This is a genomic window from Vreelandella sp. H-I2 (genome assembly GCF_052959335.1).
This window is the reverse complement of the sequence record NZ_JBRAMC010000005.1, coordinates 404,937-419,316: the sequence shown is the minus strand read 5'-3', so window position 1 is coordinate 419,316 and position 14,380 is coordinate 404,937. Positions and strand designations below refer to the sequence as shown.

The following is a 14,380-nucleotide window of genomic DNA, read 5'->3' as shown; positions in this document are numbered from 1 at the left end:
CGCAATAGAGATGGCGTACTTGGTCACGGATAAAGGAGAAGTCGAGGGTGGCATCAATCTTACGCAGCAGGTGATTCTGAGGCACCAACTCGTCAAGCGTGACCATCTCGAGTTCAAACTGTTGGGGGGAGGGATCTTTTAGCATGTGCCCATAAAAGCAAAGCGCTGGCAAAAGCGCCAGCGCTTTGTCAGCAACCTGAGCCTCGCTTAATAAGCGAGGCTTTTACTGAACACTCTGGCTCGTTACTTTACAACTCGCAGGGTTGGCTTCTTCTTCGCCTTGCTCTTCGATTGAGCCTCTTTTTCAGACCCTTCCGATGGCGTTTCAGATTGATCATTACTCTTTTCGGTAACAGGCTCAGTGAGCGATAGCTCTGGCTTGCTAGAGGAACTCTCCTCGTCTTCCACATCCCCAAAAGTCTCGGCCCCGTCACTCAGCTCGGGCTCCTGACCGAAGACCATTCCAGCGCCGTTTTCCCGGGCATAGATAGCAATCAAGGCCGGCGTCGGAATCATCACCTGCATAGGCTGCCCGCCAAAGCGCGCATTAAAGCCTATTGCCTGATTCTCCATAAAAAGATCGCGAACGGCTGTCGGCGCCACGTTCAAGACAATCTGACCATTCTGAACAAACTGGCGGGGCACCTCTACACCTGGCAAGGTAGCATCAACAACCAGATAAGGCGTTAACTCATTATCCAACAACCACTCATAGAGTGCTCGGGCGAGATAGGGTCGACTCGATTTCATCTAGACTCCCTCCTCCTTACAAGTAAGGCTCCCAGCCTTTATCAAGCGCAAAGGAGCCGAATGAATTCAAGCGCGCATCTCTTTTTCACGCTCACTTAAAGATGCCTTAAACGCTTCACGCTCGAATACTCGTGACATGTATGCCAACAACGGCTTCACCTGTTTTTCAGGTAGCTCAATGCTGAGTTCTGGCAAACGCCAAAGAACAGGCGCTAAACAGCAATCCACCAGCGTAAACTCTTCGCTCATGAAGTAAGGCATGTCTTCAAAAATAGGCGATATACCAATCAGGCTTTCGCGCAGTTCTTTACGCGCCTTGTCCGCCTCTTTCTTTCCACCGCTACGGATCTGATCGACCATTGGACACCACTCACGCTCAATGCGATGCATCCATAAGCGACTTTGTGCACGCGCTACGGGATAAACAGGCAATAGCGGAGGATGAGGGAAACGCTCATCCAAGTACTCCATCATGACCTTAGACTCGTACAGCACTAAGTCACGATCTAACAGCGTAGGCACGCTGTTGTACGGGTTGAGGTCTGCCAGCTCTTCCGGTGGTTTTTCGTCGAGAACATCGACAATATCGACGGCAACCCCCTTCTCGGCCAACACAATGCGCACACGATGACTGAAATGATCATCACTACCTGAGTAAAAGATCATCGACGACCGTTTGGCCACAACACCCATGAAAGCATCCTCACATCAAAACAATCTTGGATAATAACACGCCAGCACACCCTTAGGGGAAGCTAGCTTGCTTTGCTTTATTGCCATGCTAACAAGCAAAAGGCGCACGGCTTACGCCGTGCGCCTTACTGACCATCAGCAGCTACTAATTAGTGGATATCTCGCCAGTACTCACGCTTGAGCAGGTAAGCAATCACACCAAAAATAAATATAAAGATCAGCACTTTAGGCGCCAACGCTTGGGCCTGAAGCTTGGAAGGCTCGCCTACGTAAGCCAGGAAGTTAGTAAGGTCATACATGGCTTCCTCAAACTCAGCAGGCTCAAGCGCACCCGGCTCTGTCACTTGCAACACATCACAAGATTGGTACTTACCCGATAACGCATCCGGCTCTTGTCCTTCTACTGGATGGTCAGTTTCAGCGCACACCAACTCTTGCACACCTTGCAGAGGCTCCAACACGTTAGGCATCGCTACCAAATCAAACACCGTGTTATTAACGCCCGTTGGACGGCTAGGATCTTTATAGAAACCGAGCAAATAGGAATAGATCCAGTCAGTTCCACGCAGACGCGCTTCTAGCGTTAAGTCTGGTGGCGGCGCGCCAAACCAGCTTTCTGCATTGCCGCTATCCATGGCATTATGCATCTGGTCGTTATAGGCCAAATCTGGCGAAAAAATGAGATTTTCTTCAACCAAATCCTGGGGAATTCCCAAGTCCTCCGCCGCTCGCGCAAAGCGCTGATGCTCTAGCGAGTGACAACCCATACAGTAGTTAACATAGAGTTTCATACCATTTTGCAGCGAGGCCTGATCTTGCAGATCAGGATCCATCGAGTGAGGCACACTTGCGCCTCCTGCAGCCATCGCTGTTACTGGCGCTAACGCGAAAAGGAGTCCAAATAGATACTTTTTCATTAGCCAGTCACCCTTTCCGGAACGGGTTTAGTCTTCTCCAGCTTGGTGTAGACAGGCATCAAGACAAAGAAGGCGAAATAAATGACGGTGCAAACTTGCGCCAGAATGGTTCGCCCTGCAGTGGATGGCAATACACCTAAAATACCGAGAATAACGAAGCTGATAGCAAATAGCAGCAGCATGATTTTCGAGATCCAGCCTTTATAACGCATTGAGCGCACAGGGCTACGATCCAGCCAAGGCAGCACGAATAACACCGCAATAGCGCCACCCATAAACACAACACCCAGGAACTTGGCGTCTAGACCAAACACCGAGAAGGTGATAGCTCGGAGAATCGCGTAGAAGGGTGTGAAGTACCACACAGGCGCAATATGATCAGGCGTCTGCAGCGGGTTCGCTGGCTCGAAGTTGGGCTTCTCAATAAAGTAGCCACCACCTTCTGGGAAATAGAACACCACCACGCAGAATACAAACAGAAATACCGCTACGCCGACAATGTCTTTAACCGTGTAGTAAGGGTGGAAAGGAATACCGTCTAATGGCTTACCGGTTTCATCCTTTTTCTGTTTGATATCGATACCGTCGGGGTTGTTGGAACCCACTTCATGCAACGCAATAATATGCAGCACCACGAGCGCTAGAATGACGATAGGCAACGCAACGACATGCAGCGCAAAGAAACGGTTCAGGGTAATACCTGAAATCAGGAAGTCACCGCGCACCCACTGCGCCAGGTCGGGGCCGATCGCAGGAATAGCGGAAAACAGCGAGATAATGACCTGGGCACCCCAATAGGACATTTGTCCCCACGGTAGAAGGTAGCCCATGAAGGCTTCTGCCATCAGCGCCAGGTAGATGGCCATGCCAAAAATCCACACCAGTTCGCGCGGGGCTTTGTAAGAACCATACAAAAGACCACGGAACATATGCAGATAAATAACGACAAAGAAAGCAGAGGCGCCTGTCGTATGCATATAGCGAATCAGCCACCCCCACTCCACATCACGCATGATGTATTCAACAGAGTCGAAAGCACCTTCTGCTGAGGGGTTAAAACTCATCGTTAGCCAAACCCCAGTCAGGATCTGGTTAACCAACGCTAGCATCGCTAATGAGCCAAAGAAGTACCAAAAATTGAAATTTTTCGGTGCGTAGTATTTGGATATGTGGTCTTCCCACATCTGTGTCGCAGGAAAGCGGTCATCCACCCACCGCATGAAGCCGCCTTTTTCCGCCTTGGCTTTAATCGGATTACCCATTAGGCAGTCTCCTCATCTTCGCCAACGATAATGATGTCATCATTTTCGAAGCGATAGGGTGGCACCTCAAGGTTAGTCGGCGCAGGGACATTAGTGAACACGCGACCAGCCAAGTCAAAGCGAGAACCGTGACAAGGGCAAAAGAAGCCCCCCGGCCAGTTTTCAACGCCAACACCCTCAGCGTCAGGCTCCGGCCGGAATAGCGGCGAACAGCCTAGATGCGTACAAATACCGATCAGCACTCCAATCTCGGGCTTAATGGAGCGTAGCTCACCCTCGATATAAGCGGGTTGCTGTGGCACCTCCGAATTAGGATCGGCCAATTGCTCATCGCTTAGCGACTCAGTGCGCTCAATCATCTCTGGTGTGCGATGGATAATCCAAATTGGACGTCCCCGCCATTCGACGGTCATCCGCTGCCCAGGCTCAAGCTTGGATATATCCGCTTGAACGGGAGCACCCGCCGCTCTTGCCCTGGCACTAGGCTGCCAAGAAGCCACAAAGGGGACCGCAACCCCGACAGCACCTACCGCACCCACAACGGAGGTGGCGCCTACGAGGAAACGGCGTCGGCCTTTGTTTACGCCGTTATCTGCCATTTAAGGTTTCTCCCATCAGCTTACCCGTTCCGCCGCAAAGGCGTCTTGCGGCGACGAATATTAAATACGCTCTATGGTAAAAAAACAAAGCGTCATGCACAAGAACTACCGCCCGTGACCATGGTGGTACAAGCAATATAATTTTTTGATATTCCAATAAAAAACGCCCAGGTCGGTGACCTGGGCGTTTTGCCGCATAGCGTAAAAAAAATTAACGCTTGGAGAACTGCGGACGACGGCGTGCTTTACGCAGACCGACTTTCTTACGCTCAACTTGACGTGCGTCACGTGTTACGTAGCCAGCGGCACGTAGCGAAGGACGCAGATCTTCGTTGTAGTTCATCAGGGCACGGGTAATACCGTGACGAATAGCGCCTGCTTGAGAAGAGCCGCCGCCGCCAGCGACAGTCACGAAGATATCGAACTGGCTTAGCGTTTCAGTCAACTCAAGCGGCTGACGAACAACCATGCGACCGGTAACGCGACCAAAGTAGAGGTCGAGGTCTTGGTTGTTGACAGTAATTTTGCCAGAGCCCGGCTTCATAAACACGCGAGCGGTGGAAGTCTTGCGGCGCCCGGTACCGTAATACTGCTGTGTCATGGCGAAGATTTCCTCAGATGTTCAGTTCAAGCGGCTGTTGGGCAGCATGCGGATGCTCGGCGCCAGCGTATACTTTTAATTTCGTGTACATGGCACGGCCCAAAGGACCTTTCGGCAACATGCCTTTAACGGCAGACTCAATAATACGCTCGGGCGCATGATCAAGCATTTTGTCGAATGTCATTGAGCGCAGACCGCCCGGGTAACCAGTGTGGCGATAGTAGGTTTTAGCCTTTGCCTTGTTACCGGTTACATGGACTTTCTCTGCGTTAATCACGACGATGTAGTCGCCAGTATCAACGTGAGGGGTAAATTCGGGCTTATGCTTACCACGCAAGCGGCGAGCAATCTCGGTTGCCAGACGACCGAGCGTTTTGTCCGTAGCGTCGACTACATACCAGTCGCGCTGGACGGACTGCGGCTTAGCACTGAACGTCTTCATGGATGAAATCACCAGATTAAATGTATTGGGTGACTTACACCGTTGTACGGCGAAGCACCATCCCTATTCTTTTTGGTTGCAAGCTTACGCTAGCAACATGCAGCGAGGCGGCATTCTACAGTAAAGATACTGGCAAGTTAAGCCATATCGAGATTTTTCTTGGCCGTCACATTGGTCAATTTCTAAAGGCACAACTCCTAAGGCTTATGAGCCAGCGCAAGATACTCCTGCGATTGCATTTCTTGAAGACGCGAGAGAGTACGCTGGAACTCAAACGTCAGCTTTCCACCGCTATAGAGTTGCTCAATTGGCACTTCCGCTGACATCAGCAGCTTGACACCGCGGTCATAAAACTCGTCCACCATATTGATGAACCGACGCGCCTGATCATCTTTTTTGGCATCCATACGACTGACGTTAGAAACCAGCACTGTATGAAATTCCCTGGCTAGCTCAATATAGTCATTCTGACTGCGCGGCCCATCGCAGAGCTCCAGAAATTCAAACCAAGCAACGTCGTCATGCAGGCGGCGTGTTTTAAGCACTCGGTGATTCACTTCTAGCGACGCCTCCGCCTCGCCTTCATTCCCCGCTATGGCTCGAAAGCTCCTTGACAACTCCTGCTCTGCCGCCTCATCCAGTGGCGAGTAGAAGATCGCAGCACGCTCTAATGCGCGTAGTCGGTAATCAACACCCGAGTCAACGTTAACCACTTCACAGTGGCGGTTTACAAGCTCAATGGCGGGCAAAAAGCGGGTACGTTGAAGCCCATCTTTGTATAAATCATCAGGCACGATATTTGAAGTGGCTACCAGTACCACCCCACGCTCAAACAACGCTTCCAACAAGTTGGCAAGAATCATTGCATCGGTAATATCCTTGACAAAAAACTCATCAAAGCAGATTACCCGCGCCTCAGTAGCGAACTTGCTGGCTATTAGCGTTAATGGATTCTTTTCACCTTTATAGTGGGTCAATTCATTATGGACGCGCTGCATAAAACGATGAAAATGCGTGCGCATTTTATCGGGAAAGGGCAATGCTTCATAAAACGTATCAACTAAGTAGGTCTTTCCACGCCCCACCCCACCCCAAAAATAGAGCCCTTTAACCCGAGGCACGACAGGGTCATCAGTTGATGATGATTTTTTGCCGATTAATCCCGCCATTTTGGCCTTTAGCCCTTTATTAGCGACTAATGCCTTCGGCATTGGCGTCGGAGCGGAATCAAGCTCATCGTAAAGTCGCTGTAGATGCTTTACCGCCAACTCCTGCGCGGGGTCATATTGAAAATCATCACGCTTCAAATCCGCTTGATAGCGCTCCATAGGCGATGCAGGGCGCGATTTTGACGCTGCCCTACCCGCAGATATTGATGACATGCACTCGCCTCCTACAGCCTGTAAGGCAGCAGCCAGCATAACCACTGACAGCTAAGATTAGCCTGTGATTATACCCGGAGAGACTTCTAAGCGCATGAGCGGATTGACCCAACCAGCTGACTGACGCCTATAATGGCAACCTGATTCGAATCTTAAGCTGCTAGTTAATGCAGCCTAACTGTTTATTAAGGCGCCAGGGGGAACACAGTGGACGCAAGCTCACCATTATTTTTTGCCGTGATCGGTTTCATCGTCGGTTTGATCGTTGGAATGGTCGCTTATCGCTTACTCAGCAAGAGCCAGCGCGAGGCTGCCTCCATGCGCCAAAAGCTACTCGAGCGCGAACACCAAATTGCCGAAATGAAGAGTAGCGTAGGCAGTCATTTAAATGGCATTTACCAGCGACTTAACAACATACGCGAGGAAGCGAGTCAACTGGAACTTCAGCTCAAAGAAGATGCAGCAGAATGGAATATTCGCGATGCAGCCATTCAGCCCAGCCTTGATCTTTCCGACATCAATTCAACGCCAGAACAGCAGGCAACAGTGAATGCCAGCACCCCCGCCATGCCCCGCGACTACGCGGATGGCAAGGGCGGCACCTTATCCGAAGACTTTGGCTTGAAAAGCCACGAGGCGGCGACACCCCAGCCTCCGCGCTACTAGCACTGATTGAAATTGATCGATTGAAACTGACAAACCCAGCCCCGAATAGCTGCCCATGACACTTCAACGGCAACTCGGGGCCCCTACTGTAGACTTAGGCTGGGTTATCAATGTCTACGAAGCGGTGCTCAACATCATACTCATCGCTTAACCACTCTCCCAATGCCTGAACCCCATAACGCTCTGTAGCATGGTGCCCTGCGGCAATATAATGAATACCCATTTCGCGCGCTAAATGTGTGGTTCGCTCCGATATTTCGCCCGATACGAACGCCTGCGCACCCGCTTCAAAGGCAGCAGTAATCATGTCTTGCGCGCCGCCGGTACACCATGCGATGCGCTCAATATCCCCTACCTGCGGCGCCTCAATGATCAACGGCTGGCGTTGTAATGTATGCGCAATTTGTTCGCCCAATGCGTTGACTGAGAGCGGCTGGGCTAAACGCCCCGACCATAACAACCCTTCACCCAGCTCACCATCCAGGCAACCCTCTACTTTCCACCCCAGCCGTCTGGCCAGCTCAGCGTTATTGCCCATGTCTGCGTGGGCGTCCAAGGGTAAATGATATGCCAATAGACTAATGTTGTTATCAAGTAATGTTTTAATCCGCTTCTGCTTCATGCCAGTAATCGCAACAGGCTCGTTTTTCCAAAAATAGCCGTGATGCACCAACACCATATCCGCCTGCCAGGCAACTGCTTCATCCAGTAGCGCCTGACAGGCAGTAACCCCCGACATCACACGTTTCACCTGCTCACTACCCGAGACCTGTAAACCGTTAACGGTAAAGTCTTTAAACTGTGCAGCACGCAGTTGATGGTCACAGGCCGCTACTAGCTGGTCACGACAGATCATATTGACTCCTTTATTGATTTAACTGCACCCGTGAGGAACATGCTAAGAAAGTGTTACCATAAATCCATTGTAAAACTCGCTGCTTTTTATCGCGAATACGTGATCGACCTGCCAAGGAATTTATTGCATGCGACGCTATGTGTTGCCTTACCTCTGGCCCGTTATCGCTGGCGTGCTGCTTGCTGTATTAATCCTGCTTGCACTCCCAGAGGAATTGCCCAATCCATTTAGCCGTTCACCGACTCAGGCACCTGCCCCCCTTGTTTCTTCGGTGCCAACAGCGGTAGAGCCAGTCCCTAACCGTCCTACCCCTGAAATTCATCAGGCAGCGCCACTATCTCGTAACCAGGGGCCAGTGAGCTACTCACGGGCAGTGGAGCAAGCCGCCCCTGCAGTGGTTAATATTTATTCTTCACGTATTGTTGAGCTCGACCAACATCCGTTGATGTCAGACCCATTTTTCCAGCAGTTTTTTGATAGCCGGGGCGACGACGCCACTACACATCAGCGAATGCTTTCCAGCTTAGGGTCAGGCGTCATTGTGAGTGAAGATGGCTACGTATTGACCAACCACCATGTCATCAATGGCGCTGATGAAATCCAGGTCGCTTTGCGTGACGGGCGGGAAACGCTTGCCGAAGTGATCGGCACTGACCCTGAAAGTGATTTGGCTGTACTGAGGATTGCACTTGACGACTTGCCTGTCATTGAACTGACGGACTCAGCCGATGTAGCAGTGGGTGACGTAGCGCTTGCCATTGGCAATCCTTTCGGTGTTGGCCAGACAGTCACCATGGGGATTATTAGTGCCACAGGGCGCAATCATCTCGGGCTTAACGCCTACGAAGATTTTATTCAAACGGATGCCGCTATCAACCCAGGTAACTCCGGTGGCGCGCTGGTCAACCCAGAGGGCGCTTTGGTCGGCATTAATACCGCGATATTCTCGCGCTCGGGAGGCTCTCAGGGCATAGGGTTTGCGATCCCCGCCAATCTTGCCCACAGCATACTCGATGAACTGGTCACACAGGGGCGGGTAATTCGCGGCTGGCTAGGCATTGAAGCACAGGCGCTGTCACGAGAACTGGCGGCCTCCTTTGGCTTGCAAACACCCCAAGGCGTCATCGTTGCAGGTGTCGTCAACGGCGGCCCAGCGGCACAAGCAGGGCTGGAACCGGGCGATGTACTCCTTGCCATCGACGGACAGCCAATTTTAGATGCCCGCTCCACAATGAGTGAAATTGCCTCCATACCGCCGGGCACATCACTACCGCTAACCATTGTACGTAGCGGTGAGCGCATGGAAATGACGCTAGAAGTTGGCGAACGCCCGCTTCCCGCTATTCCGATTAATGAAAATATATCCGGCCAACGCGATTCATAGTATGACTCACAATATATTACGACGAACACATCCTACATATTACGAAGAACACATCGCTAGTAATGTGAATGCGTTGGCACGGCGTAGGATTCTAGTCTCGAATACGGTACTCGGCTGAGCGGGCGTGAGCGGTTAATGACTCTCCCCGCGCCAATACCGAGGCGATTTTACCCAACTCAGAAGCACCGCCTGCAGAGCAGTGAATAATGGAAGAGCGCTTCTGGAAATCGTAAACGCCCAGTGGCGAAGAGAAGCGCGCCGTGCCAGAGGTAGGTAAAACGTGATTGGGACCCGCACAGTAATCACCAAGCGCTTCGGCAGTATAACGGCCCATAAAGATCGCACCTGCGTGTCGAATATCGTCTACCCACGTTTCTGGGGCAGCGACCGAAAGCTCCAAATGCTCGGGGGCGATACGATTAATCAGCGTAATGGCTTCTTGAATATCCTGGCAATGGATCAAGGCCCCCCGCGTTCGCAGCGACTCACGCACGATTTCTTCGCGCTCTAACGTTGGAAGCAGCCGCTCAATCGCCGCCTCAATGGCATCCAGGTGTTCTGCATCCCAGCTAACCAGGAGCGCCTGGGCATCTTCGTCGTGTTCGGCTTGCGAGAACAAATCCATTGCCAGCCAGTCCGGATCGGTCTGCCCATCAGAAACCACCATAATTTCTGAAGGCCCGGCAATCATATCGATCCCCACTTGGCCAAACACCGCACGCTTTGCGGTGGCCACATAAATGTTACCCGGTCCCACGATCTTGTCGACACGGGGCACGCTTTCAGTGCCATAAGCCAGGGCTGCAACCGCCTGAGCGCCGCCGATCGTAAAGACATAATCGACACCAGCCAAGTGAGCAGCGGCCAGTACCAGCTCGTTTAGCACGCCATCGGGAGTAGGTACGACCATCACGATTTCGCGAACACCGGCCACGTGCGCAGGAATCGCATTCATTAGCACCGACGAAGGATAGGCCGCTTTACCGCCAGGCACATAAATACCCGCGCGATCCAGTGGTGTAACTTTCTGCCCCAGCACCGTGCCGTCCGCCTCTTCGTATTGCCAAGAGTTGGGCTTTTGACGCTCGTGGTAGCGCTTAATGCGCTCAGCGGCGCTGGAGAGTGCTTCACGCTGCTTGGAAGGCAAGTGCTCAAACGCTTGCTTTAACTGCTCAGGTGTTAGCTGCAGTTCTTTCATGGAAGTAACTGAGAGCCGATCAAAGCGGTTGGTGGCTTCAATGACTGCTGCGTCACCACGCTGCTTAACGCTGATAAGAATCTCTTCTACGCGCGCCTGAACCGCCTTATCCGAAACACCTTCCCAATCTAACAGCGCATCGAGCTGATGATGGAAAGTGGCATCGCTTGTCGACAAGCGCGAAACCGTGGCAGCACGTTGTTCGCTTTTGGGATCGCTCATAGGTCACCTCCTATCATTCGGCAAGCTGTCTCTGACGCTGCTTAACGGCGCTATCCAAGCGGGCCAGTAGTGGTTTGATACGCTCATGTTTCATGGTCATGGCCGCTTTGTTTACCACCAACCGGGTGCTGATATGGGCAATAAGCTCACGCGGCTCCATGCCATTTGCCCGTAAGGTATTGCCGGTATCAACAATATCGACAATCTCGTCGGCTAAATTCATTAACGGCGCCAACTCCATAGCACCATAGAGTTTAATCACCTCGGCCTGGATGCCCTGCTCGGCGTAATAGCGACGCGCCACATTAACAAATTTAGTGGCTACCCGGCGTCGGGCACGTGCGGGCAGTTGGCCGGTGACGCCCGCCGTCATCAGCTTACAGCGAGCAATCTCAAGATCTAGCGGTTCATAAAGCCCTTCGGCTCCATGTTCAAGCAGTACATCCTTACCTGCGATACCTACATCGGCAGCGCCTAGCTGCACGTAGGTGGGCACGTCAGTCGCACGAATAACCACCAGCTTCACGTCTGGCAAGTTAGTATCAAATAGCAGCTTACGGCTTTTGCTTAGATCCTCTGCGGGCGTAATGCCCGCATCGGCTAATAGAGGTAGCGTTTCTTCCAGAATACGACCCTTCGAGAGGGCTAAAATCAGTTGCTTACTCATCGTTTAGGCCAATGGTTAATAGCATGCAAGCGCCAGTAGCATGCAGAAATAATAGTAAGCGAGCGTTATAGCAAGGCTTAGCCGGGAATACGGCGAATACGCGCACCCAGCAGCTGTAGTTTTTCTTCGATACATTCGTAGCCACGATCAATGTGGTAGATGCGATCCACCAACGTTTCGCCCTCGGCCATCATCGCTGCAATGACCAACGAGGCAGAGGCCCGTAGGTCGGTCGCCATCACTGGCGCGCCGGAAAGCTTTTCGACCCCGTCAATCAAGGCAGTGTTCCCTTCAAGAACAATGTTAGCGCCCATACGGTTAAGCTCTTGAACGTGCATAAAACGGTTCTCAAAGATGGTTTCAACCACCCGTGAGTGCCCCACGGCGACAGCATTCATTGCCACGAACTGGGCCTGCATATCGGTAGGGAAAGCAGGATAAGGCGCGGTGCGAATATTCACCGCTTTTGGTCGCTTACCGTGCATATCCAAGGCAATCCAGTCGTCGCCGCTGGTAACATCGGCACCCGCTTCTTCCAGTTTGGCAATCACTGCGTCCAAGATGTCCGCGCGGGTACGTTTGACCTTCACTCGCCCCCCGGTCATGGCAGCTGCCACTAAGAACGTACCCGTCTCGATACGATCAGGCATTACATCATGTTCGCAGCCGTGCAGTTTCTCGACACCCTCAATCGTAATGGTATCTGTTCCATGCCCGCTGATGTTGGCACCCATTTTGATCAAGCACTCTGCCAAGTCGACGATTTCCGGCTCGCGGGCAGCATTTTCCAAAACAGTTTTGCCATCGGCCAACGTCGCGGCCATCAGCAGATTTTCGGTACCCGTCACCGTCACTGTATCGAAGTAGATGGTCGCCCCTTTTAGGCGGCCGTCCACGCGAGCCCGTATATAGCCAGCCTCAACTCGGATTTCCGCACCCATAGCTTCTAAACCACGAATATGCAAATCCACTGGGCGTGAGCCAATGGCGCAGCCACCAGGCAGCGATACATCGGCCTTACCAAAATGGGCAAGCAAAGGCCCCAGCACCAGGATGGAAGCCCGCATCTTCTTGACCAATTCGTAAGGCGCATGGCACTGGGTAACCTGGGAGCCATCTAGCTGTATACTCAGCTTTTCTCCCATTACCGGCTCAACACCCATGCGACCCAATAATTCCAGGGTGGTGGTAATATCCTGCAAGTGAGGCAAATTACCAATCACTACAGGGCCATCGGCCAGCAGGCTGGCACATAGAATAGGCAGCGCTGCATTTTTGGCCCCGCTCACCCACACTTCACCGTCTACCGATCCGTTGCCGGTAATGATTAATTTATCCATGGAGCAACCGTTATTGGACGTTTTCCGGCGCAGTTTGCCACTGCGCCGGAGTAAACGTTTTGATGCTAATAGCGTGGAGCGCGCCGGAGGCGATCTCGTCACTCAGGGCAGCGTAGACAAGCTGCTGACGCTTGACCGGAGAGAGACCTTCAAAGGCATCGCCAACCGCAATCACCTGAAAGTTACAGCCTTCCCCCTGGATATAGAACTGGCATCCGTCGATACGGGATTCAAGCAGTGCTTTTACCTCGTTGGGTTGCATGGCACAAAACTCCTTTGGGGGTCATCTTTATTAATAAGCGTAATTGGGTCGACATAATAAAGAAAAGCAGCGCGCTTGGCGATGCCACTCCATCAAACAACCATGGTAGCCGCGGGTTGCTCAATCAAATCATCCAACTCAGCCAATGAGGCAAGTCGGCGAAGCGGTGCTGAAAAGCGGATAGTTTGAACCTGAATAGCGCGTTGTTGACAGATGCGCAACCATTCAAACAGTACGCTGATGGCAACGCTACTAGCTCTTTCGACGCGGCTAAAGTCGAAACTAATTGAGGTTAGTTCGGTATGTTTGAGCCATTTAACGCCACTGGCGGCCAAATCGGCCGCCAGTGTTACATCAACATCGCCCACTACCAGTAATGTTGCGTCTTCCACATTAACGGTGACGCTAGGGTCTGAAAACAGCGCTGTCACGCATCGCCTCCCTGCTCTAGCTCTTCAACACCTACCTCGGGCGACCAACCATTGATAACAGCGTCATAATCGCGATTATTATCGCGCATAGCTTGGTCAAACTGATTGCGGAACGTCAGGCCAAGGTTAATGCCATTGACGATCACATTGACGACCCGCCATTCTCCGTCTGAAAGCCGTAGACTATAGCTCACGGGGTAAACTTGCCCGTTATTAGCGACCACTTCCATGGCGACGCTCGCTTGATCATCGTAGCGCTGAGTCTGCTGGGCATCCAATACCCGCAGCTCGTCATAATCAAACGTCACCAGCCCACGGGTATAAGTGTCAATTAAGGTTTGACGAAACACATCGGCAAAACGGCTGCGCTGTTCGGGCGTAGCATTGCGGAAATAACTGCCCATCACGCTGGCGCCGATGTAACGAAAATCCGCCACCTGATCGAGATTTCGGTCCACTAATGCTTCAAGCTCACCCAGATTATTGGCGTAATAATCTTTGCGACCTTCAAGATCAGCCATTAGCGATTCTACATTATCGCGAACCAACGCCTCTGGCGACTGAGACTGCGCATGTAATTGCAACGGCAACAGCATTACCATTGTTGCTGCCATAACCACTAACCAGCGACCCAGCATTGATTTACTTCCATTCATAACCGTATCTCCCTACCCGTACACGTTAATGCACTGGGTGAATGCTTCGTTA

17 protein-coding genes and 1 pseudogene are annotated in these 14,380 nt (G+C 52.0%); 2 read left to right on the top strand and 16 right to left on the bottom strand.

The genetic code is table 11. The annotated features are described in order from the left end of the window. The 9 genes and pseudogenes from ACUVOF_RS15095 to zapE form a co-directional block, all read right to left on the bottom strand. Positions 1 to 145, bottom strand: a pseudogene (locus ACUVOF_RS15095) (IS5/IS1182 family transposase); the annotation flags it as partial. 98 nt (positions 146 to 243) lie between these two features. Further along, positions 244 to 750 carry a ClpXP protease specificity-enhancing factor gene (locus tag ACUVOF_RS15090; protein ID WP_447045143.1) on the bottom strand — a complete coding sequence of 169 codons (507 nt, stop codon included), beginning with the start codon at positions 748 to 750 and terminating at the stop codon, positions 244 to 246. A 66-nt stretch (positions 751 to 816) separates the two neighbouring features. Then, entirely contained in the window at positions 817 to 1,443 is a 627-nt protein-coding gene (gene sspA / locus ACUVOF_RS15085; protein ID WP_447045142.1) for a stringent starvation protein SspA, read from the bottom strand. 149 nt (positions 1,444 to 1,592) lie between these two features. Continuing rightward, positions 1,593 to 2,360: a cytochrome c1 gene (locus tag ACUVOF_RS15080; protein ID WP_447045141.1), complete on the bottom strand. Its 768-nt coding sequence runs from the start codon at positions 2,358 to 2,360 to the stop codon at positions 1,593 to 1,595. After that, a complete protein-coding gene (locus ACUVOF_RS15075) occupies positions 2,360 to 3,622 on the bottom strand; it encodes a cytochrome b (RefSeq protein WP_113268169.1) in 1,263 nt (420 codons plus the stop codon). Before ACUVOF_RS15075 ends, ACUVOF_RS15080 begins: the two co-directional genes overlap by 1 nt. Next, on the bottom strand, positions 3,622 to 4,221 hold the full coding sequence (petA, locus tag ACUVOF_RS15070; RefSeq protein WP_447045140.1) for a ubiquinol-cytochrome c reductase iron-sulfur subunit: 600 nt from the start codon (positions 4,219 to 4,221) through the stop codon (positions 3,622 to 3,624). Before petA ends, ACUVOF_RS15075 begins: the two co-directional genes overlap by 1 nt. Before the next feature lie 211 nt (positions 4,222 to 4,432). Continuing rightward, a complete protein-coding gene (gene rpsI, locus ACUVOF_RS15065; protein WP_008958669.1) occupies positions 4,433 to 4,822 on the bottom strand; it encodes a 30S ribosomal protein S9 in 390 nt (129 codons plus the stop codon). 13 nt (positions 4,823 to 4,835) lie between these two features. Further along, a complete protein-coding gene (gene rplM / locus ACUVOF_RS15060; RefSeq protein ID WP_113268171.1) occupies positions 4,836 to 5,264 on the bottom strand; it encodes a 50S ribosomal protein L13 in 429 nt (142 codons plus the stop codon). Between the two features lie 197 nt (positions 5,265 to 5,461). Then, positions 5,462 to 6,646, bottom strand: coding sequence for a cell division protein ZapE (zapE, locus tag ACUVOF_RS15055; protein ID WP_447045139.1), 1,185 nt, complete (start codon positions 6,644 to 6,646; stop codon positions 5,462 to 5,464). Between the two features lie 207 nt (positions 6,647 to 6,853). Here zapE and ACUVOF_RS15050 point away from each other — a divergent pair, with 207 nt between their 5' ends. Then, complete coding sequence (locus tag ACUVOF_RS15050; RefSeq protein WP_447045138.1) at positions 6,854 to 7,312, top strand: YhcB family protein; 459 nt, start codon at positions 6,854 to 6,856, stop codon at positions 7,310 to 7,312. Between the two features lie 94 nt (positions 7,313 to 7,406). On the opposite strand, the gene ACUVOF_RS15045 is transcribed toward ACUVOF_RS15050, so the two are convergent. Beyond that, entirely contained in the window at positions 7,407 to 8,168 is a 762-nt protein-coding gene (locus tag ACUVOF_RS15045) for a Nif3-like dinuclear metal center hexameric protein (protein ID WP_447045137.1), read from the bottom strand. A gap of 127 nt (positions 8,169 to 8,295) precedes the next feature. On the opposite strand from ACUVOF_RS15045, the gene ACUVOF_RS15040 reads away from it, so the two are divergent. Continuing rightward, on the top strand, positions 8,296 to 9,552 hold the full coding sequence (locus tag ACUVOF_RS15040; protein ID WP_447045136.1) for a Do family serine endopeptidase: 1,257 nt from the start codon (positions 8,296 to 8,298) through the stop codon (positions 9,550 to 9,552). 91 nt (positions 9,553 to 9,643) lie between these two features. Here the strand turns inward: ACUVOF_RS15040 and hisD are convergent, their stop codons facing one another. The 6 genes from hisD to ACUVOF_RS15010 form a co-directional block, all read right to left on the bottom strand. Beyond that, complete coding sequence (hisD, locus tag ACUVOF_RS15035) at positions 9,644 to 10,972, bottom strand: histidinol dehydrogenase (protein ID WP_447045135.1); 1,329 nt, start codon at positions 10,970 to 10,972, stop codon at positions 9,644 to 9,646. 13 nt (positions 10,973 to 10,985) lie between these two features. After that, positions 10,986 to 11,639, bottom strand: coding sequence for an ATP phosphoribosyltransferase (hisG, locus tag ACUVOF_RS15030; RefSeq protein WP_113268177.1), 654 nt, complete (start codon positions 11,637 to 11,639; stop codon positions 10,986 to 10,988). A 77-nt stretch (positions 11,640 to 11,716) separates the two neighbouring features. After that, complete coding sequence (gene murA / locus ACUVOF_RS15025; RefSeq protein ID WP_113268178.1) at positions 11,717 to 12,979, bottom strand: UDP-N-acetylglucosamine 1-carboxyvinyltransferase; 1,263 nt, start codon at positions 12,977 to 12,979, stop codon at positions 11,717 to 11,719. 10 nt (positions 12,980 to 12,989) lie between these two features. Beyond that, positions 12,990 to 13,241, bottom strand: coding sequence for a BolA family protein (locus ACUVOF_RS15020; RefSeq protein WP_113268179.1), 252 nt, complete (start codon positions 13,239 to 13,241; stop codon positions 12,990 to 12,992). A 92-nt stretch (positions 13,242 to 13,333) separates the two neighbouring features. Beyond that, positions 13,334 to 13,672 (bottom strand): STAS domain-containing protein, encoded by a 339-nt coding sequence (locus tag ACUVOF_RS15015; protein ID WP_447045134.1) that lies wholly within the window; start codon positions 13,670 to 13,672, stop codon positions 13,334 to 13,336. Next, positions 13,669 to 14,328, bottom strand: a complete 660-nt coding sequence (locus ACUVOF_RS15010) for an MlaC/ttg2D family ABC transporter substrate-binding protein (RefSeq protein ID WP_447045133.1) — start codon at positions 14,326 to 14,328, stop codon at positions 13,669 to 13,671. The genes ACUVOF_RS15015 and ACUVOF_RS15010 overlap by 4 nt, the downstream gene beginning before the upstream one ends. Positions 14,329 to 14,380 lie beyond the last annotated feature (52 nt).